Genomic DNA, 19,935 nt, shown 5'->3' with positions numbered 1-19,935 from the left:
CTGCGCAGTTCAAACAAGCCGAGGGCTGGCGCCAGGCCACGCCGAGCGATGCCCTGGCCCGTGGCGCCTGGTGGGAACTGTACGGCGACCGTCAGCTCAATGACCTGGTGCTCCGGCTGAACAACGCCAACCAGACCGTGGCCCAGGCCGAAGCGCGCTTCCGTCAGGCCCAGGCGCTGGTGAGCAGTTCCCGTGGGGCGTTTTACCCGACGGTGGACCTGAGTGTCGGGAAAACCCGCGCCAGTCAGGGCACCGGCAGCAGCAGTGCCAGCCTCAGCAGTTCCAGCAGTGGCATCCGCGATACCCTTAACGCGCAGTTGGGCGTGAGCTGGGAAGCTGATGTCTGGGGCAAGTTGCGCCGGGGCCTGGAAGCCAAAGAAGCCAGCGCCGAAGCCAGCTCGGCGGACCTGGCCGCGATGCGTTTGAGCCAGCAGTCGGAGTTGGTGCAGAGCTACCTGCAACTGCGCGTCATGGATGAGCAGACCCGGTTGCTGCAAGCCACGCTGGACACCTACCAGCGCTCCCTGCAGATGACCGAGAACCAATACCGCGCCGGCGTTTCCGGCAAGGACGCCGTGGCCCAGGCGCAAACCCAGCTCAAGTCCACCCAGGCCAGCCTGATCGACCTGATCTGGCAGCGCGCGCAACTGGAAAACGCCATCGCCGTGTTGATCGGCGAGGCGCCAGCCAACTTCAACCTGGCCGTTAGTAAGGACATCCCGGCCTTGCCGCAGATCCCGGTGAGCCTACCGTCGCAATTGCTCGAACGCCGCCCCGACATCGCGTCCGCCGAGCGCTCGGTGATCGCCGCCAACGCCGATATCGGCGTGGCCAAGGCGGCCTATTACCCGGACCTGAGCCTGAGCCTGGCCGGTGGTTATTCCAGCAGCACCTACGCCGACTGGATCAGCCTGCCGAACCGCTTCTGGTCGGTCGGGCCGAAGCTGGCGATGACCCTGTTCGACGGCGGCCAGCGCTCGGCGGAAGTCGACCGCACCGTGGCCAGTTACGATGAAACCGTGGCCAAGTACCGCCAGACCGTACTGGATGGCTTCCGCGAAGTGGAAAACTACATGGTCCAGCTCAAGGTGCTGGAAGACGAAGCCGTGGTCAGCAATGAAGCGCTGGAGGCCGCGCGCGAGTCGCTGCGCTTGACCCAGAACCAGTACAAGGCGGGGCTGATCGCTTATCTGGATGTGGTGACCGTACAAGCCACCGCCCTGAGCAACGAACGCACCGTGCTGACCTTGCTGCAGACACGATTGGTGGCCAGTGTGCAACTGATCGCCGCGTTGGGTGGCGGTTGGGATGGGCAGACTCAGGCGGTTGAAAAGGAGTGACGCCGGGCCTGTTTTGAGACGGTGGATTGGCGTCAAAATGCCGGTGATGGTCCTAGGATAAATAATCACCTGTTCAAGAAGCAGTCTCGCTACAATCCGCGACTTTTCCATCTGGCACGGGCTTTTTCAGCCAGTCGGTCTAGCGTCGGCCCATGCTTATCGGTAGTGACTTCTCCTCGCTGGACGCATTGCCAAGGCCAAGGGCCGCGCCATCTGTTTGTGGATGCTGGGCGGGGTATTGGCGATGGGAGAGGGCGTGTGGCCCAAGCACTTTTGTCGGCATGTTGGCGCTCAGGCTGCCGCCCACCCTCGGCTTTGACTTGGACATTACCGCGTTGATCATGGGCGTGGGCATCAGCAGCATGCATTACACCGGCATGGCCGCGATGCGCATGATGCCGGCATCCGTTACCGGCGGATGGCTTCATGGCGGACATCCATCGCGCAGAAGCAGCGCTGACGCCTGACAAGCACAGCACTTGACGGGTATTCTTGGCGCCAACGCTAAACATTTGGTTGATTCAGGAGACTGTAGGCATGGACAAAGTCCTCATCATCACCGGGGGCGGTCGCGGGATTGGCGCGGCGACGGCATTGCTGGCCGCTCGCCAGGGCTATCGCATTTGCATCAACTTCCAGTCGGATGAAGAAGCCGCTCACCGCGTTCTCGAACAGGTCCGCGCGCTAGGCGCCCAAGCCATTGCGGTGCGCGCCGATGTGAGCATCGAGGATGAAGTGATCGCATTGTTCCACCGCGTTGACACTGAACTGGGTCGCGTTACGGCGTTGGTCAACAATGCAGGCACGGTGGGGCATAAATCTCGCGTTGATGAGATGTCCGAGTTCCGCATCCTGAAGGTCCTGAAGACCAACGTACTCGGGCCGATTTTGTGCGCCAAGCACGCGCTGCTGCGTATGTCGCCCCGGCATGGCGGGCAGGGCGGCAGTATCGTCAATGTGTCGTCGGTGGCGGCGCGCCTCGGTTCGCCGGGTGAATATGTCGACTACGCCGCCTCCAAGGGCGCGCTGGACAGCTTTACCGTGGGGTTGGCGAAGGAAGTGGCGGGCGAGGGTATTCGTGTCAACGCGGTGCGTCCCGGCTATATCTTCACCGACTTCCACGCCCTGAGCGGTGACCCGGACCGGGTCAGCAAGCTGGAGTCCGGGATCCCGATGGCCCGTGGCGGCCGGCCGGATGAAGTGGCAGAGGCGATTGTCTGGCTGTTGTCAGACAAGGCCTCCTATGCCACCGGGACGTTCGTTGACCTGGGCGGCGGTCGTTGAGACCCCTGGCCATCAGGTCGGCAGATGGCGCAGCACTTCATAGCCTTTAAGCGAAAACGCCTTGAGCAGGCTGGCTTCGCAGTTATCCAGGGTTCTGTAGCCGTGGTTGAAGAACCCATCGATACGCCCGTTGCGGGCATGGCTGCCATTCAAGGTGCGGTCGTCAAGGTTATCGAGAAACCGCAGCACTTTTTCCAGGTTGTAGGCCGCGTCAGCGCGCGCATCCGGGGCTGCGTTGGATGGGGCCCAGTCACCGACCTGCTGCTTAAGGTCATCAGCGATCGCGTAACAGTCGCGGCCCTGCAGGAAGCGCCTCATGACCGGGCTCTGTTCGATGATTTGCTGTGCCGAACGATGGTCGTCGGCCGGTCGGCCTGCCGGACCGCGCATTGTGCGGACCTGTTGTTGTTCGGCCGCCCGCATGTAGTTGGGTGGAATGGGCAAGGGTGTAAGCCCTGCGGGTAAAGGCACGCGCATAAGGAATCTCCGATTCGAACCAGGAAAGGTGCCCCTTATGTGGTCCGTTCGGCAGTCTGGTTCCGGTTCAAAACGACCGCACAATCCGTCCCAAGGTCTCCATCGCTTTTTCCGATGCCTCGGACCACGGGCTGCCGTAGTTCAAGCGGATACAGTTCCTGAAACGCTGGGTCGCCGAGAAAATCGGCCCCGGCGCGATGCTGATGCCCTGGGCCAACGCCATCTGGAACAACTTGAGCGAGTCCGTCTGTTCCGGCAGTTCCAGCCAGAGGAAATACCCGCCGGCCGGCTGGCTGACCCGCGTCTGCGCCGGAAAATACCGGGCAATGGCCGCGAGCATCGCGCTTTGCTGTTCTTCCAGGGCATAGCGCAACTTGCGCAAGTGCCGGTCATAGCCGCCGTGTTGCAGGTAGTCGGCAATTGCAGCCTGAGCGGGCATCGATGGGCATAGCGAGGTCATCAGCTTCAGGCGCTCGACCTTTTGCGCATAGCGCCCGGCCGCCACCCAGCCAATGCGATAGCCCGGTGCCAGGCTCTTGGCGAAGGAGCCGCAGTGCATCACCAGGCCCTCGGTGTCGAAGGCCTTGGCGGGTTTCGGAGCCTGTTGTCCGTAGTACAACTCTGCGTAGACGTCGTCCTCGATCAACGGCACCTGATGGCGGCGCAGCAGTTCCACCAGTTCCTGTTTCTTCGCTTCCGGCAGCGTCGCGCCGATGGGGTTCTGAAAGCTGGTCATGGTCCAGCAGGCTTTGATCGGGTAGCGCTCCAGGCTTTGCGCCAGGGCGTTGAGGTCGATGCCGTCACGCGGATGCACGGGAATTTCCACCGCTTTGAGTTTCAGGCGTTCCAGTACTTGCAGGCAGGCATAAAACGCTGGCGCTTCAATGGCCACCAGGTCGCCCGGCTCGGTGACGGCCTGCAGGCACAGGTTCAACGCTTCGAGGGCGCCGTTGGTGATCAGCAGCTCTTCCATCGGCAGCATCAGGCCACCGACCATGTACCGCAGGGCAATCTGCCGGCGCAGTTGCGGGTTGCCCGGCGACATGTCGGTCACCACCAGGCGCGGGTCCATTTCGCGGCTGGCGCTGGCCAGGGAGCGGGCCAGGCGCGGCAGCGGGAACAGCATCGGGCTGGGGAAGGCCGAACCGAACGGCACGGTATTCGGGTCTTTGATGGAGTCGAGGACCGAGAACACCAATTCGCTCACATCGACTTCGGTGGACTCATGTACATGTTCACTCACCACGGGCTCGGAAAACGGGCTGGGCGCGTGGGTGTTGACGAAATAGCCGGAACGCGGCCGCGCCCGGATCAGGCCGCGGCGTTCCAGCAAGTAATACGCCTGGAACACCGTGGACGGACTGACGCCGTAAGTCTGGCTGGCATAGCGCACCGAGGGCACTCGCTGGCCAGGGCCGAGCACGCCGGAGCGGATCAGTTCTGCAATGTCGTCGGCGAATTTTTCGTAGCGTTTCAGGGTGGCCAAATTATTCTTCTCAGGATGTACGCAGGGCGAAATGTGGCAGCCGGCAAGCCAGCGGCCACATTTTATCTTTTATGCAGGCGAACCCTCAGCGGTTCAACGGCGCCACGAAGCGGCTGTCGGCAGCGCTATAGACCCACGGTTCGTCGACGTCCGTGACCTTGAAGCGCAGGGTCTGCGAACTGCTCGCCGGCTTGTCCGCCAGTAAGGCCACCGACACCGGTACATCGCTGATTTCCCCCGGCGCCAGGCTGATCTGGGTCTTGCCTTGCAACTGGAAGCCCTCGGCATCCACCAGCTCTAGGCGGTAATCCTGGCGTTGCTGGGTCTTATTGATGACCTTGAGGCTGTAGATGTTTTCGATCTGGCCCTGGCTGTTCTCGCGGAACATGCCGCGGTCCTTGGTCACGTCCAGCGACACCATCGGCCTTTGCACCAGCGCCACGACCAACGCGGCGATCATCACCAGCAGCACCGCACTGTAGCCGATCAGGCGTGGCCTGAGCAGGTGGGTCTTGCCGCCTTGTAGTTGATGTTCGCTGGTATAGCTCACCAGGCCGCGGGCGTAGCCCATTTTGTCCATGATCGAATCGCAGGCATCGATGCACGCCGCGCAGCCGATACATTCCATTTGCAGGCCATCGCGGATGTCGATGCCGGTGGGACACACCTGCACGCACACGTGGCAATCGATGCAGTCGCCCAGGCCGACGTCCGCCGGTTTGGCCTCACGCTTGCGCGGGCCACGGTGTTCGCCACGGGCCGCATCGTAGGAGATGGTCAGGGTGTCCTTGTCGAACATCACGCTCTGGAACCGCGCATACGGGCACATGTGCATGCACACCGCTTCGCGCAGCCAGCCAGCGTTGATGTAAGTGGCGGCGGTGAAAAACACCACCCAGAACAGGCTCACGCCACCCAGTTGCCAGCTCAGCAGTTCGGCGGCCAGCGGGCGTATGGGCGTGAAGTAACCGACAAAGGTCAACCCGGTCAGCACGCTGATGCCCAACCACAGCGTATGTTTGGCCGAGCGCCGCGCCAGTTTGTTCAGGCTCCAGGGCGCCGCTTGCAGCTTGATGCGCTGGTTGCGTTCGCCTTCGGTGACTTTTTCACACCACATGAACAGCCAGGTAAACGAGCTTTGCGGGCAGGTGTAACCGCACCACACCCGGCCGGCGAACACGGTGATCGCAAACAGGCCGAAGGCACAGATGATCAGCAGCGCCGACAGCAGGATGAAGTCCTGCGGCCAGAAGGTCGCACCGAAAATGTGGAACTTGCTTTCGGCCAAGTCCCACAGTACGGCCTGGCGACCGCCCCAGTTCAGCCACACGGTGCCGAAAAACGCCAGGAACAGAAAGCCTGCACCGGCGACGCGCAAGGTGCGGAACAGGCCGGTAAAACTACGGGTATGGATCAGGTTGTCGCTGGATTGGGCCTTCACCTTCTTCGGGTGTGCAGGCTCGTGGATTTCCACGGTTCGGACGGGGATTATTTCGCTCATGGTCGTTCGCTCATCAGCCTCCATCAGGCCGACGAACTATGCTCGCCGTGCTGTTTGCATAACAGACTCAGGTGTGGCGATAAAAAGCGGATCAGATGCGCCATTCAAGCGCGCCTGCGACAATGTGCTGCACCCCGTGGCGCGTGGGGCGCAGCTCGGTTCAGCATGTGCTGATACAGATCAATCAAATCACCGAATCACTGTCGCTCGCCCTCAGGTGTTTACGGCCGTCCTTGGCGCCGGCGACGGTCAGTGCGTCGGCCTCGACTTCGGTGATGTAGATCCGGTCGCCGTTCAGCGCCACGAAAGACATGGATTTTTCGCTGTCGGTGCTGACGGTGACTTGAGTCGCGGCCAGGCTTTGTTCCTGGCCGTTGTCATCGACCTTGAAGTAGCAGGTGTGGTTTTCGATACGTACAGGCATGGTGAGTTCCTTGTCATCGTTTGGTGATGGTTGGGGGGTAGCCTCCGGCCAGCGGCTCCTCCACCCGCACGGGCGGGTCTTGCGGCGGTTCTTCCTCGGGAGGCGGCGCCGGGTTTGGTTCGGTGGGCGGCAGGGTTGGCTTGTCGATATTCGGGTCGGGGGTTTCAGCGGGGATCGGGATATTCATCGGTGTGGCCTCCTTTGTGCTTTGCTCTATCGGTGGACAGCCGCCTGGGGGAATTGATTCCCCCGCCGATGGCGGCACATCCACCTGAACTTTTCACCTTCACCCGGGCTCGGACCTTATGTGGCCCTGCTCAGGGAGAGCGGTGCCGTATCAGAATTCGGATCAAGCAAAGAGCGTCCACAGGGCGTAAGGGGAAGATGCTCGATGACTGCTGAAACACTGACTCCAGACGATCGCGTACTGCCGCTGTCCCAGGCTTTGTTGCTGCCTCGCATAGCCATTGAAAGCACCATGCCGGTGATCGACGGCGGCGAATTTGCCGTCAAGGCCGTGGTCGGCCAGCGCATCAGCGTCACCAGCAAGGTGTTCGCCGATGGCCACGACACGCTCGCGGTGGTGATCCGCTGGCGCGCCTTGCAAGATGAAAGCTGGCACCGCGTGGTCATGGCGGATGTCGGCAACAACGGCTGGGAGGGCGCGTTTACCGTTACCGCCCAAGGCCCCCATGAATATTGCATCGAAGCCTGGATCGATACCTTTGCCAGCTTCTGCTACGAACTGCGCAAGAAACATGAGGCCGGCGTACCGGTCAGCCTCGAGTTGCAGGAAGGCCGCAGCCTGGTGCTGCAGGCCGCCGAGCGCAGTGATAATCCGTTGCGCGAGCGCCTGATGCTGTTGCACCACGAGCTTTCCGGCCTGCTGGAAACCGAGCAGGTTGCCCTGTTCTTGCACGACGACAGTGCACACTTGATGACCCAGGCCGATCACCACGCCTACTTGAGCATCAGCACCGTCTACCCGATCGACGTGGAGCGCGAGCGGGCGCAGTTTGCCAGTTGGTACGAGCTGTTTCCCCGCTCGATCACCGACGATCCCGCGCGTCACGGGACGTTCAACGACGTGCACGCGCGCTTGCCGATGATCCATGACATGGGCTTTGACGTGCTGTACTTCCCGCCGATCCATCCGATCGGCCGCAGCCACCGCAAAGGCAAGAACAATGCGTTGAACGCCGGCCCGGACGATCCGGGCAGCCCCTACGCGATCGGCAGCGAGGAGGGTGGCCACGACGCGATTCATCCGCAACTGGGCAGCCGCGACGACTTTCGCCGCCTGATCAAGGCCGCCGCCGAGCACGGCCTGGAAATCGCGCTGGACTTCGCCATTCAGTGTTCCCAGGACCATCCGTGGCTCAGGCAGCACCCGGGATGGTTCAACTGGCGCCCTGACGGCACGATCAAATACGCGGAAAACCCGCCGAAGAAGTACCAGGACATCGTCAACGTCGATTTCTATGCCGCCGATGCGATCCCCAGCCTGTGGACCGAGTTGCGTGACGTTGTGGTGGGCTGGGTGGAAGAGGGCGTGAAGACATTCCGCGTCGATAACCCGCACACCAAGCCGCTGCCATTCTGGCAATGGCTGATCGGCGACGTGCGGTCCAAGTACCCGGAAGTGATCTTCCTCGCCGAAGCGTTCACCACGCCAGCGATGATGGCGCGCTTGGGCAAGGTCGGTTACTCCCAGAGCTACACCTATTTCACCTGGCGCAACACCAAGGCCGAGCTGGGCGAGTACCTGACGCAATTGAACGAGTCGCCGTGGCGCGAGTGCTTCCGACCGAACTTCTTCGTCAATACCCCGGACATCAATCCCGGCTTCTTGCATCAATCCGGGCGCCCTGGCTTTTTGATCCGCGCCGCGCTGGCGACCATGGGTTCAGGCTTGTGGGGCATGTATTCGGGCTTTGAACTGTGCGAAGCCGCAGCGGTGCCGGGCAAGGAAGAGTACCTGGACTCGGAGAAATACGAGATCCGCCCACGGGACTTCACCGCGCCCGGCAACATCATTGCCGAGATCGCCCAACTCAACCGCATCCGCCGGCAAAACCCGGCGTTGCAGACACACCTGGGGTTGACGCTCTACAACGCCTGGAACGACAACATTCTGTACTTCGGCAAGCGCAGCGTGGACGGCAGCAATTTCATCCTGGTGGCGGTCAACCTCGACCCGTTCAATGCCCAGGAAGCCCACTTTGAATTGCCGCTGTGGGAGCTGGGCCTGCCTGACGACGCCCACACCCAGGGCGAAGATTTGATGAACGGCCATCGCTGGACCTGGTACGGCAAGACCCAATGGATGCGGCTGGAACCGCAGATGCCGTTTGGGATTTGGCGGATCACTGCATCCTAAGCGTAGTGGGGATCGACATGGGGGAGGGGGCAAGCGCCCTCCCACATTGACCCGGTTCAGTCTGCAAGATTTTCGAGTTTTCAGGAGCTTCCAATGGCGAAGAAACCCAAGGCTGCCACCTTTATCAAAGACCCGCTCTGGTACAAGGACGCGGTGATCTACCAGGTTCACGTCAAATCCTATTTCGACTCCAACAACGACGGCATCGGTGACTTTCCCGGGCTGATCGCCAAACTCGACTACATCGCCGACCTTGGTGTGAACACCATCTGGGTCCTGCCGTTCTACCCCTCGCCACGTCGCGACGACGGCTACGACATCTCCGAGTACCGCGGCGTACACAGCGACTACGGGACCATGGCCGACGCCAGGCGCTTTATCGCCGAAGCCCATAAACGCGGGCTGCGGGTGATCACCGAACTGGTGATCAACCACACCTCCGACCAGCACCCGTGGTTTCAGCGGGCGCGCAAGGCCAAGCCCGGTTCGGCGGCGCGGGACTTCTACGTGTGGTCCGATGACGAGCAGAAATACGACGGCACCCGCATCATCTTCCTCGATACCGAGAAGTCCAACTGGACCTGGGACCCGGTGGCCGGCCAGTACTTCTGGCACCGTTTCTATTCGCACCAGCCCGACCTCAACTTCGACAACCCGCAAGTGATGAAAGCCGTGCTGTCGGTGATGCGCTACTGGCTGGACATGGGCATCGACGGCCTGCGCCTGGACGCGATCCCTTACCTGATCGAGCGCGACGGCACCAACAACGAAAACCTGCCGGAGACCCACGACGTCCTCAAGCAGATCCGCGCCGAGATCGACGCCCACTACCCCGACCGCATGTTGCTGGCCGAAGCCAACCAGTGGCCGGAAGACACGCAGTTGTACTTCGGCGACAAAAAGGGCGACGACGGCGATGAATGCCACATGGCCTTTCACTTTCCGCTGATGCCGCGCATGTACATGGCGCTGGCCCAGGAGGACCGTTTTCCTATCACTGACATCCTGCGCCAGACCCCGGAAATCCCGGCCAATTGCCAATGGGCGATCTTCCTGCGCAACCACGATGAACTGACCCTGGAAATGGTCACCGACAAAGAGCGCGACTACCTGTGGAACTACTACGCCGCCGACCGTCGCGCGCGCATCAACCTGGGCATTCGCCGGCGCTTGGCGCCGTTGATGGAGCGTGACCGCCGTCGCGTCGAGCTGCTCAATAGCCTGCTGCTGTCGATGCCCGGCACGCCGACCCTGTATTACGGCGATGAAATCGGCATGGGCGACAACATCTACCTCGGCGACCGCGACGGCGTGCGCACGCCGATGCAGTGGTCCATCGACCGCAACGGCGGCTTTTCCCGCGCCGACCCGGCCAGCCTGGTGCTGCCGCCGATCATGGACCCGCAATACGGCTACCAGTCGGTCAACGTCGAAACCCAGGCCCAAGACCCGCATTCGCTGCTGAACTGGACCCGCCGCATGCTCGCGGTGCGTAAGCAGTCCAAGGCGTTTGGCCGGGGCAGTTTAAAAATGCTCTCGCCGAGCAACCGCCGCATCCTCGCCTATACCCGCGAATACACCGGGGACGATGGCCGCACTGAAATCATCCTGTGCGTGGCCAACGTCTCGCGCAGCGCCCAGGCGGCCGAGTTGGACCTCTCGGCCTTCGCCGGCATGGTGCCGGTGGAGATGCTCGGCGGTAATGCGTTCCCGCCCATCGGTCAGTTGAATTTCCTGCTGACCCTGGCGCCGTATGGCTTCTATTGGTTTGTGCTGGCGGCGGAAAACCAGATGCCCAGCTGGCATGTGGAACCGGCGCAAAGCATGCCGGACTTCACCACCCTGGTATTGAAAAAACGCATGGAAGAGCTGCTCGACGAACCGTGTCGCACCGCCCTGGAGCACACGTCGCTGCCGAGCTGGCTGCCCAAGCGCCGCTGGTTCGCCGGCAAGGACACGGCCATCGACAGCGTGCATATTGCCTATGGTGTACGGTTCGGCGACCCGCAACACCCGGTGCTGCTCAGCGAAATCGACGTGAGCGCCGGTGGCCAGGTCAGCCGCTATCAACTGCCGTTCGGCTTCCTCGGCGAAGACCAGTTCACCAGCGCCTTGCCGCAACAATTGGCCCTGGCCCGTGTGCGACGCGTGCGCCAGGTCGGGTTGGTGACCGATGCGTTCAGCCTGGAACACTTTATCCGTGCAGTGATCCAGGCCTTGCAGGTGGGCACAGTATTGACCACCAGCCAAGGCGAGTTGCGCTTTGAGGCCACGCCGCACCTGGCCAACCTGCAACTGAGCGATGAATCGGCAGTGCGTTACCTGGCCGCCGAGCAGTCCAACAGCTCGGTGGTGGTGGGCGAGAGCCTGGTGCTCAAGCTGATCCGTAAAGTCAGCGCCGGGGTACACCCGGAGCTTGAGATGAGTGCCTACCTGACCGCAGCCGGTTACCCGAACATTTCGCCGTTGCTCGGTTCGATGATTCGGCGTGACGCCGAAGGTCAGGACAACCTGTTGATGATTGCCCAGGGCTACCTGAGCAACCAGGGCGACGCCTGGGGCTGGACCCAGAACAACCTGGAACGCGCCATACGCGACGAACTGGCCGAAGCCATCTCCGAACAGGAGCAGCACTACAACGCCTTGGGCGAGCTGGCGGACTTCGCCGGTTTGCTCGGGCAGCGCCTGGGTGAAATGCACGGCGTGCTGGCGGCGTCAACGGCCAACCAGGATTTCAACCCCGAAGTCACCACGGCCAAGGATGCCCAGGCCTGGGCCAAGGATGTCGGTGCGCAGATCGAACGCGCCCTCCAATTGCTCAAACTGCATCAAAACCAATTGAACCCGGCCGATCAGGCGCGGGTCAGTGAATTGCTGGATCAGAAAAAAGCCATCGCCAGTCATGTTCAGGCATTGGCGAACGCCACGTTGGGCGGGCTGCGCATTCGCGTCCATGGTGATTTGCACCTGGGCCAGGTGCTGGTGGTGAAAGGCGACGCCTACCTGATCGACTTTGAAGGGGAACCGGCGCGGCCGCTGCACGAACGGCGCGGCAAGCACAGCCCGTATAAAGATGTCAGCGGTGTGCTGCGTTCCTTTGATTACGCGGCGGCCATGGCCTTGAATGTGCAGGGCGTGGACCAATCACCCGCAGCGCACGCCGCACGTCAGCGTGTGACCGAGCGCTACCTAAGTGAGGCGCGTCTGGCATTTATCAAGGGTTATCACGCGACGACGGCTACACTGGCGCATGACTGGCAGGATGCCAAAGGCCAAGACGCAGCGCTGACGTTGTTCAGCCTGGAGAAGGCCGCGTACGAAGTGGCCTATGAAGCGGAAAACCGCCCGACCTGGCTGCCGGTGCCCTTGCAGGGTTTACACGGTTTGCTGAGCGGGCTCATACCTGGATCGAAATCTGTACGCGGTGGGGAGACGTCATGAGCTTTACAAATAAAGAACCGCTGCAGCCAAAACTGACTGCAATGCCGGCGTCCAAGGACGTCGAAGCGCTGGTGCGCGCCGAGCACCATGATCCGTTCTCGATTCTCGGGCCCCATGATGATGAGCACGGCGGCCAGTTTATCCGTGCGTTCCTGCCGGAGGCCTTGAGCGTCCAGGTGCTGAGTCGCGACGGTGGCGAGCCGATCGGCAGCCTCGATGCGACCTCGGTGCCGGGCTTGTTTATCGGGCATTTCAGCAGTCGCCAGGCCTACGTGTTGAAGATCCAATGGGCCGGTGGCGAACAGATCACGGAAGACCCTTACAGCTTCCAGCAATTGCTGCTGGGGGAAATGGACCTGTACCTGTTTGCCGAAGGCAATCACCGCGACCTCAGCAACTGCCTGGGTGCCCAGGTGACCACGGTCGATGGCGTGCAGGGCGTGCGCTTCGCCGTATGGGCGCCCAACGCCCGGCGTGTTTCGGTGGTGGGCGACTTCAATATCTGGGATGGCCGGCGCCACCCGATGCGCCTGCGGCATCCATCCGGCGTGTGGGAGATCTTTATCCCGCGCCTGCAACCGGGCGCGGCCTACAAGTACGAAATCCTCGGCGCCAACGGCATCTTGCCGCTCAAGGCCGACCCGATGGCCCTGGCCACCCAGATGCCACCCGACACCGCGTCGAAAGTCGCTGCGCCGCTGCAGGTCGACTGGCAGGACCACGTGTGGATGCAGGCGCGCAAGGAAAAGCAGAAGTCCACCGCGCCGCTGTCGATTTATGAATTGCACGTCGGCTCCTGGCAGTGCGAGCTGGACGAGGCCGGTGAGGTTGCGCGCCAGTACGGCTGGCGCGAACTGGCCGAGCGGCTGATTCCGTATGTGCAGCAACTGGGTTTCACCCATATCGAGCTGATGCCGATCATGGAGCACCCGTTCGGCGGCTCCTGGGGCTATCAAGCGTTGTCCCAGTTCGCGCCGACTGCGCGCTTCGGTTCGCCGCAAGAGTTCGCCGAGTTCGTCAATGCCTGTCACCAGGCCGACATTGGCGTGATCCTCGACTGGGTGCCGGCGCATTTTCCCACCGATACCCACGGTCTCGCGCAATTCGATGGCACGGCGTTGTACGAATACGCCAACCCGCTGGAAGGCTTCCACCAGGATTGGGACACGTTGATCTACAACCTGGGCCGCACCGAAGTGCATGGCTTTATGCTGGCCTCGGCGCTGCATTGGCTCAAACACTTCCACGTCGATGGCCTGCGCGTGGATGCTGTGGCCTCGATGCTGTACCGCGATTATTCGCGCAAGGCCGGCGAATGGGTGCCCAACCGCTATGGCGGCCGCGAGAACCTGGAAGCCATCGACTTCCTGCGGCACTTGAACGACGTGGTCGCCCTGGAAGCGCCCGGCGCGCTGGTGATCGCCGAAGAATCCACGGCCTGGCCGGGCGTCAGCCAGCCGACCCAACAGGGAGGCCTGGGCTTCAACTACAAGTGGAACATGGGCTGGATGCACGATTCCCTGCATTACATCCAGCAAGACCCGGTGTACCGCGCGCACCATCACAATGAACTGAGTTTCGGCCTGGTGTATGCCTGGTCCGAGCGCTTCATCCTGCCGATCTCCCACGATGAAGTGGTCCATGGCAAGCACTCGCTGATCGACAAGATGCCCGGCGACCGCTGGCAGAAATTCGCCAACCTGCGTGCCTATCTGAGTTTCATGTGGATGCACCCGGGCAAGAAGCTGCTGTTCATGGGCTGCGAGTTCGGCCAATGGCGCGAGTGGAACCACGACCAGCAACTGGACTGGTACCTGCTGCAATACCCCGAACACCGAGGGGTACAGAAGCTGGTCGGTGACTTGAATCGCCTGTACCGCGAGGAACCGGCGCTGTATGAGCAGGACGACGCGCCCCAGGGTTTCCAGTGGCTGATCGGCGACGATGCGATCAACAGCGTCTATGCCTGGCTGCGCTGGAGCAAGGACGGCCGGCCGGTGCTGGTGGTGGCCAACTTCACGCCGGTGCCCCGTGAAGCCTACACGGTCGGCGTGCCGTTTGCCGGGCGTTGGAGCGAGGTGATCAACAGTGATGCGGACACGTATGCCGGTTCCAACTATGGCAATGGCGGGGGGGTGTTCACCGAAGATGAGCCGCGTCATGGGCAGCCGGTCTCGCTGTCGTTGAATTTGCCGCCATTGGGCGTGCTGATTTTGCGTCCGCAAGACAGTTAAGCGCGCCAAGGTGCTGGATTCTATTGTCCGCGCTAGTGGCAGGGTGCCACAATGGCGCCTTTGTCGCGGCAGTCGAATCAGGCGGATTTCATGAATGGCCTTGGGCATAAGCAAGACCAGGATTGCGTTATAGAAGAGCAGGTGCGAACCGACCGTTTGCATCAGCTATTTCGTCAGTCATTTGCCGCCATCCTCGGCAGCTTTTTTGCGGCGGCGATGCTCTGCTGGCTGTGCTGGGACCGTTTTGACCACCACGTCATGCAGGTATGGCTGGTGCTGCTGGGGGCATCATCGCTGCTGCGGGTAAAAATGTTCCTGGAGTGGTTTCGCAGCCCCAACAGCGAGCGCACGCCGGAACGCTGGGAGCGCCGTTACTGGATCACCTTGATGCTGTCCGCCAGCATCTGGGGCGCCGGTGCCTTTGCGGTGATGCCCAGTGATGACCGGATGTCTCAAGTGCTGGTGATACTGTTTATCGTGGGCATGTCTGTCAGCGCTGTTTCGTGCTATTCGGCCTATCGTTACATGACGATGGTGTCCATGGGCCTGGTGCTGCTGCCGTGTACGCTGTGGCTGCTGTTTCAGCCGTCGTCGATGCAGGTCGGGGTGGCGATTTCGGTGCTGGTGTTTTCCTCGTTTGTGGTCAGCGCCACGCGCAAGTTATCCGACGCCCTGGAAAAAGCCTTCCGCCTGACCCGGCAAATGGAACGCGCCCACACTATTTCAACGCACGCCGCACAGACCGATGAACTCACCGGGCTGATGAACCGCCGTGCGTTTTTCGAGCATGCGCAGTTGTTGTACACCCAGTGTCGTCTCAACCAGCAACCGCTGTGCGCGTTGATGATGGACATGGATCACTTCAAGCAAATCAACGATACCTACGGTCATCAGGCCGGTGACCAGGTGTTGCGGCAGATCGGCGGAGTGATCTGCGCGTCGTTTCGCCAGGCCGATGTGTACGGCCGTCTGGGGGGCGAGGAGTTTGCGGTGTTGCTGCCCAATACGTCGCTGGAAACCGCTCGGAGTATCGCTGAGGAACTGATCAAGGCTATCTCCGGTATGGTGTTCGACCCTGTACAGGGCCTGACCGCCAGCCTCGGCGTGGCGTCGACTTATACTCGGGATGAGGACCTGCACGCGCTGATGAATAGCGCCGACAAGGCGCTCTATCGCGCCAAGGCCCTTGGCCGCAATCAAGTGGCCGTGGCGGAGTAGGGCTCAGTCCCTCAACAAGGCCTTCGCCAGCGCCCGCGCCACCTGGTCGGCGGAGTAGGGCTTGGCCAGGAACTCGAACCCCTCGTAGCCGCTTTCCGCCAGTTCTTCGCTGTAGCCTGAAGTGAGTACCACCGGCAGGTCGGCACGACGTTGGCGTAGAACCTTGGCCATCGCCACGCCCGTCATGCCCGGCATCACCACGTCCGAGAAAATCGCATCGAACCCCGTGGCGTCCGGACCGACCAGCGCCAGTGCCTGTTCGGCATCGGTCGCCCAGGTGGTCTGGTAACCGAGGTCCTGGAGAATCTGGTTGGCGAAACGGCCTACCTCCAGGTTGTCTTCCACGATCAGGATGTTGTGCAGGGTCGTGTCGTGGACAGGTGCCTGGTCCCTGGGGGAGGGCTCGCCCCGGGGGGGCTGCGGTTCAACCTCGGGCAGGTACAGGGTAAACACCGTGCCCTGGCCAAGACGGCTGGCCACGTCGACGTTGCCGCCGGACTGCTTGGCGAAGCCGAACACCTGCGACAACCCCAGGCCCGTGCCTTTGCCCGTGGCCTTGGTGGTGAAGAAGGGCTCGAAAATGCGTTCGAACGTATCAGCCGGAATACCGCTGCCGGTGTCGGCCACGACCACCGTGACAAACGGCTGGTGAGCTTCGGCATCGCCACGGATGCGCGGCAGCGCGTCCACCGTGGCCACGCGCAGGGTCAGGGTGCCCTGGCCGTCCATGGCATCGCGGGCGTTGAGCGCGATATTGATCAGCGCGGTTTCGAACTGGCTTGAGTCGACCCGCACGTGGCACGGCCGCTCAGGCAACTGGACCTGCACCTGAATGCGTGCGCCGGTGACGCTTTCGAGCATCTCGCCAATGTTTTTGACCCGCTGCGTCACATCGAAGACTTCCGGGTTCAGCGGTTGGCGGCGCGCAAACGCGAGTAACTGGCTGGTCAACTTGCTGGCGCGCTCGACGGTGTCGGACACCGCGCACATGTAGCGTTGGCGCCGCTCCTCGGACAGCCCGGGCTGGCGCAAAAAATCCACCGACGAACGAATGATGGTCAGCAGGTTGTTGAAGTCATGGGCCACGCCGCCGGTCAATTGGCCGATGGCTTCGAGTTTCTGCGATTGACGCAGTGCCGCTTCGGCCTGGGCCAGCGCAGTGGTGCGCTCCTCCACGCGCTGCTCAAGGGTGGCGTTCAATTCGGTAAAGGCCGCCAACCCTTCGCGCACGGCGGCGTTGGCGCGCACCCGTTCGATGTGTGCCCAGGACCGTTCGGTGACTTCACCCAACAGTGCCAGGTCATACGGCGACCAGGTTCGCTGCGTTTTGCTGTGAACCGTCATCAGCGCGGTGAGGCGAGCGTTTTTGATCAGCGGCATGCAGATTGTGGCGGTGGCGCCCAGGGCTTGGAACGTCATGGCTTCTTGCGTGGGCAGTTCGAGCAGGTTATTGCCGATCACCAACGGCTCACCGGCCCGCAGGCAGTTGACTGCGGTTTGCCCGAAGGCTTGCAGGCGGTAGTGGCCCACGATGCTGGGGGCGCCTGGGGCCGTCCAGTTGTCACGGATGGTAAAGCCGTCTTCGTCGGCGTCCATATCGGCGTAAGCGCAGATGGACACCTGCAGATGCTGCGCCAGTAGGCGGGTGGTGGCGGTCATGATGGCTTCGGCATCGACGGCGTTGGCCACCGCGCTGCTGATGGTATCCAGCACGGCAAGGCGGCGCGAAAGGAACACCGTGGCGGTGCTTTCGGTCACGGTATCGAGCATACCGACGACCTGGCCCTGCGGGTCGCGGATCGGGCTATAGCAGAACGTGAAGTACGCCTGTTCCGGCGCTGCGCCACGTTCGATCATCAGGGGGAAGTTTTCGATGTAGGTCGCATGGCCCTGGAAGGCCGCATTGGCGATGGGGCTGATGTCGTCCCATACCTCGCTCCAGATCTCGCTGAACGGACGCCCCAGGGCATAGGGTTTATTGCCCAGGATCGGAATGAACGCGTCGTTATAGAGGGTCGTCAGTTGAGGCCCCCACACGATGGCCTGGGGGAAACTTGAGGCAAAGCACAGCGCCACGGTGGTCTTGAGCACATCTGGCCAGTGTTCCAGCGGCCCCAGGGGGGTATTGGCCCAATCGTGCTGGCGTACCCGCTCGGCCATGTCGCTGCTGCTTTGCAGCCAATTCATCATCAGGTGAACACCTTGTTTGCCACGGTCTGTTTTGGATACCTGAAGCGGTCACGCTAACAAGCTACAGACCGGAATGATTGCTGCCAGTTCAGCGCAATTATCCATGAGATGGCATTTTGATGCTCCCTCCATATGGATAGATATCATCGTGGGTGTCCACTTATTGTTGTGTGCCGAAGACCCCCGTCCAATAAATGCCGGCATCGCTCTTCGGGTCCATGGCATAGGCGGCGCCCAATTCACGAAATTGCGGGTTCATCAGGTTGGCGCAATGGCCGGGGCTGGCGAGCCAGCCGTCCACCACCTTGCGCGGGGTGTCGAGGCCGGCCGCGATGTTTTCGCCGATGTTCTTCGCGCTGTACCCGGCCAGCTCGGCGCGGTCACCCGGGGTGCGGCCGTCGTGGTCCAGATGGTCGAAGAAATTGCCATTGGCCATGTTGCGTGTGTGGCTGTTGGCGGCGTTGGCCAAGGTGTCGTTCCACGACAGTGGCGTGGTGGCGGTAAACGCCTGGGGGCCACACTGGCGCGGTTGTGTACGGGCGGCGTTGATCAGGTTCAGCAGTTGCTTGCCTTCGGTCTGCCAGTCGCCCAGGCCGCTGGACAACAGCGGGCGGGCGAGCACGATGCGCCAGTCCTGGCCGCTGTTGCTCACGCCGATGTCGACGAATTGCGGGTCCAGCACCACGCGGCAGAAACTCTCGCGCACGGCTTTCATGGCGGCCAGGGCATCCTTGGGGCCGGACAGGCTGATTGCCTGCACGTTGACCATCGGGTACGCCGCCCGGGCCAAGGCCTGCTGCAAGTCGCCGACATTGCTGGCCGGCAGCACCAGGCGCGTATCGCTGGCCAGCGGTGGCAGTTCCTGAGAGCCTTGGTCGCCGCAGCGTTGTACCTGGCTGCGGTAAGTGTTGATCTGTTGCACCAACTGACTTTCTTCATTCGCCATCGCGCTGGCGCAGTACACCAGGCTGGCGGCCAGCGTCGTCAGACTCATCATCAATGACAGCACGCGCATGGACGTTACCCTTGAGCTTGAAAGCGCCCATGATGCGCGATGTAGGTGCATCCATGCACCCGTTGGTCCGAACTTTTTTCCTCAGTTCATGAATGGCGAATGTTTACGGCCCTGGTCGCACAAGGCGAAGGCCACCCACTGCCGCGCGGATAGGGCGAGGATGATTACCGCGCCATGGCCAACGATGTTCGGTTCACGTCGGCCGACGCCGGTTCTGTCGCTGCCATGCCATGGCGGTGGCTAGCAGGATCAAACCTAATGCCAGGGCAAAGGTGGCGTGCAGGCCATCAGCCACAGATTGAGGCGTGGCATGGGTGAGATCGGGGGTTTTCCAGGCGAACATCGCGCCCAATACCGACGCTCCGAAAATCAGGCCAAGGTTGCGTGACAGGTTCAACAAGCCCGAGACCGTGCCTCGGTGTGCTGCATCTATCGCGCTCATCACCGCCGTGTTGTTGGCGGCCTGGAACAGGCTGTAGCCCGCCGTCAGCGTGATCAGTGAGCCAAGGTAAGTGACCAGCCCGGATGTCAGGCACAGCGACAGGGCGCCGCTGGCCATGACGGCCAGCCCCGTGAGCGTCGCGGGTTGGCTGCCGAACCGTTCAGTCAGGCGCCCCGCCGGAATGCCAGTGACCGCCGCCACACCGGGGCCGACGGCCATTGCCAGGCCCATCGAGGCCGGATCGAGATCCAATCCATGGGACAAGTAGAACGGCCCGACCACAAAGGTGGCCATGATGACCGCAGACACCAACGCGCTCATCGCCAGGCCGGCGCGCAATGATGCCGACTGCAATGACCGCCAAAAGCGGGCGCCGGTGGCTAACGGTGCAGGTGGCTGATCAACGGGTAAGTAACGACAGGCGAGGGCGGCCGCCAGCAACCCCAGAGGCGCACCCACCAGAAACAGCGCTCGCCAGCCCCACGCACTGAGCATTCCGGCGG

General features: G+C 62.1%; 14 protein-coding genes and 1 pseudogene. 7 read left to right on the top strand and 8 right to left on the bottom strand.

Annotation, left to right across the window (positions count from 1 at the left end; all coding sequences use genetic code 11):
- The 3 genes and pseudogenes from L9Z73_RS09850 to L9Z73_RS09840 all read left to right on the top strand — a co-directional run.
- The coding region (locus L9Z73_RS09850; RefSeq protein ID WP_247399501.1) for an efflux transporter outer membrane subunit at positions 1 to 1,340 on the top strand (1,340 nt) is incomplete at its 5' end.
- Positions 1,341 to 1,515: 175 nt separating this feature from the next.
- Positions 1,516 to 1,741 (top strand): annotated as a pseudogene (locus L9Z73_RS09845) (MHYT domain-containing protein); the annotation flags it as partial.
- Between the two features lie 136 nt (positions 1,742 to 1,877).
- Positions 1,878 to 2,624, top strand: coding sequence for an SDR family oxidoreductase (locus tag L9Z73_RS09840; RefSeq protein ID WP_247399498.1), 747 nt, complete (start codon positions 1,878 to 1,880; stop codon positions 2,622 to 2,624).
- Between the two features lie 12 nt (positions 2,625 to 2,636).
- On the opposite strand, the gene L9Z73_RS09835 is transcribed toward L9Z73_RS09840, so the two are convergent.
- The 5 genes from L9Z73_RS09835 to L9Z73_RS09815 all read right to left on the bottom strand — a co-directional run bounded on the left by L9Z73_RS09835 (position 2,637) and on the right by L9Z73_RS09815 (position 6,699).
- Positions 2,637 to 3,101: a hypothetical protein gene (locus L9Z73_RS09835; RefSeq protein WP_247399495.1), complete on the bottom strand. Its 465-nt coding sequence runs from the start codon at positions 3,099 to 3,101 to the stop codon at positions 2,637 to 2,639.
- A 67-nt stretch (positions 3,102 to 3,168) separates the two neighbouring features.
- On the bottom strand, positions 3,169 to 4,578 hold the full coding sequence (mapR, locus tag L9Z73_RS09830) for a GntR family transcriptional regulator MpaR (RefSeq protein ID WP_247399503.1): 1,410 nt from the start codon (positions 4,576 to 4,578) through the stop codon (positions 3,169 to 3,171).
- 94 nt (positions 4,579 to 4,672) lie between these two features.
- Positions 4,673 to 6,088, bottom strand: coding sequence for a cytochrome c oxidase accessory protein CcoG (gene ccoG / locus L9Z73_RS09825; RefSeq protein ID WP_247399492.1), 1,416 nt, complete (start codon positions 6,086 to 6,088; stop codon positions 4,673 to 4,675).
- 184 nt (positions 6,089 to 6,272) lie between these two features.
- Complete coding sequence (locus L9Z73_RS09820; RefSeq protein ID WP_247399489.1) at positions 6,273 to 6,512, bottom strand: DUF3203 family protein; 240 nt, start codon at positions 6,510 to 6,512, stop codon at positions 6,273 to 6,275.
- A 13-nt stretch (positions 6,513 to 6,525) separates the two neighbouring features.
- A complete protein-coding gene (locus L9Z73_RS09815; RefSeq protein ID WP_247399487.1) occupies positions 6,526 to 6,699 on the bottom strand; it encodes a hypothetical protein in 174 nt (57 codons plus the stop codon).
- A gap of 204 nt (positions 6,700 to 6,903) precedes the next feature.
- Here L9Z73_RS09815 and L9Z73_RS09810 point away from each other — a divergent pair, with 204 nt between their 5' ends.
- The 4 genes from L9Z73_RS09810 (at position 6,904) to L9Z73_RS09795 (ending at position 15,785) form a co-directional block, all read left to right on the top strand.
- Positions 6,904 to 8,892 carry an alpha-1,4-glucan--maltose-1-phosphate maltosyltransferase gene (locus L9Z73_RS09810; protein WP_247399484.1) on the top strand — a complete coding sequence of 663 codons (1,989 nt, stop codon included), beginning with the start codon at positions 6,904 to 6,906 and terminating at the stop codon, positions 8,890 to 8,892.
- Positions 8,893 to 8,985: 93 nt separating this feature from the next.
- Positions 8,986 to 12,333 (top strand): maltose alpha-D-glucosyltransferase, encoded by a 3,348-nt coding sequence (treS, locus tag L9Z73_RS09805; protein ID WP_247399481.1) that lies wholly within the window; start codon positions 8,986 to 8,988, stop codon positions 12,331 to 12,333.
- The gene (glgB, locus tag L9Z73_RS09800; RefSeq protein WP_247399478.1) at positions 12,330 to 14,567 is read left to right on the top strand and encodes a 1,4-alpha-glucan branching protein GlgB; all 2,238 of its coding nucleotides are present in this window, start codon (positions 12,330 to 12,332) and stop codon (positions 14,565 to 14,567) included. The genes treS and glgB overlap by 4 nt, the downstream gene beginning before the upstream one ends.
- A gap of 51 nt (positions 14,568 to 14,618) precedes the next feature.
- Positions 14,619 to 15,785 (top strand): GGDEF domain-containing protein, encoded by a 1,167-nt coding sequence (locus L9Z73_RS09795; RefSeq protein ID WP_247399458.1) that lies wholly within the window; start codon positions 14,619 to 14,621, stop codon positions 15,783 to 15,785.
- A gap of 3 nt (positions 15,786 to 15,788) precedes the next feature.
- Here the strand turns inward: L9Z73_RS09795 and L9Z73_RS09790 are convergent, their stop codons facing one another.
- From L9Z73_RS09790 to L9Z73_RS09780, 3 genes are all read right to left on the bottom strand, one after another.
- Positions 15,789 to 17,975, bottom strand: a complete 2,187-nt coding sequence (locus L9Z73_RS09790) for a GAF domain-containing hybrid sensor histidine kinase/response regulator (protein ID WP_247399447.1) — start codon at positions 17,973 to 17,975, stop codon at positions 15,789 to 15,791.
- A 160-nt stretch (positions 17,976 to 18,135) separates the two neighbouring features.
- On the bottom strand, positions 18,136 to 18,990 hold the full coding sequence (locus L9Z73_RS09785; protein WP_247399443.1) for a CAP domain-containing protein: 855 nt from the start codon (positions 18,988 to 18,990) through the stop codon (positions 18,136 to 18,138).
- Positions 18,991 to 19,183: 193 nt separating this feature from the next.
- Positions 19,184 to 19,935, bottom strand: a 752-nt coding sequence (locus L9Z73_RS09780) for an MFS transporter (protein WP_247399442.1), incomplete at its 5' end; no start/stop codon positions are given.

Origin of the sequence: Pseudomonas emilianonis (assembly GCF_023072625.1) — a bacterium.
In the GTDB taxonomy this organism is placed as follows: Bacteria; Pseudomonadota; Gammaproteobacteria; order Pseudomonadales; family Pseudomonadaceae; genus Aquipseudomonas; species Aquipseudomonas paraveronii.
The sequence above is the reverse complement of the archived record's forward strand: the minus strand, read 5'-3'. Positions and strand labels throughout refer to the sequence as shown.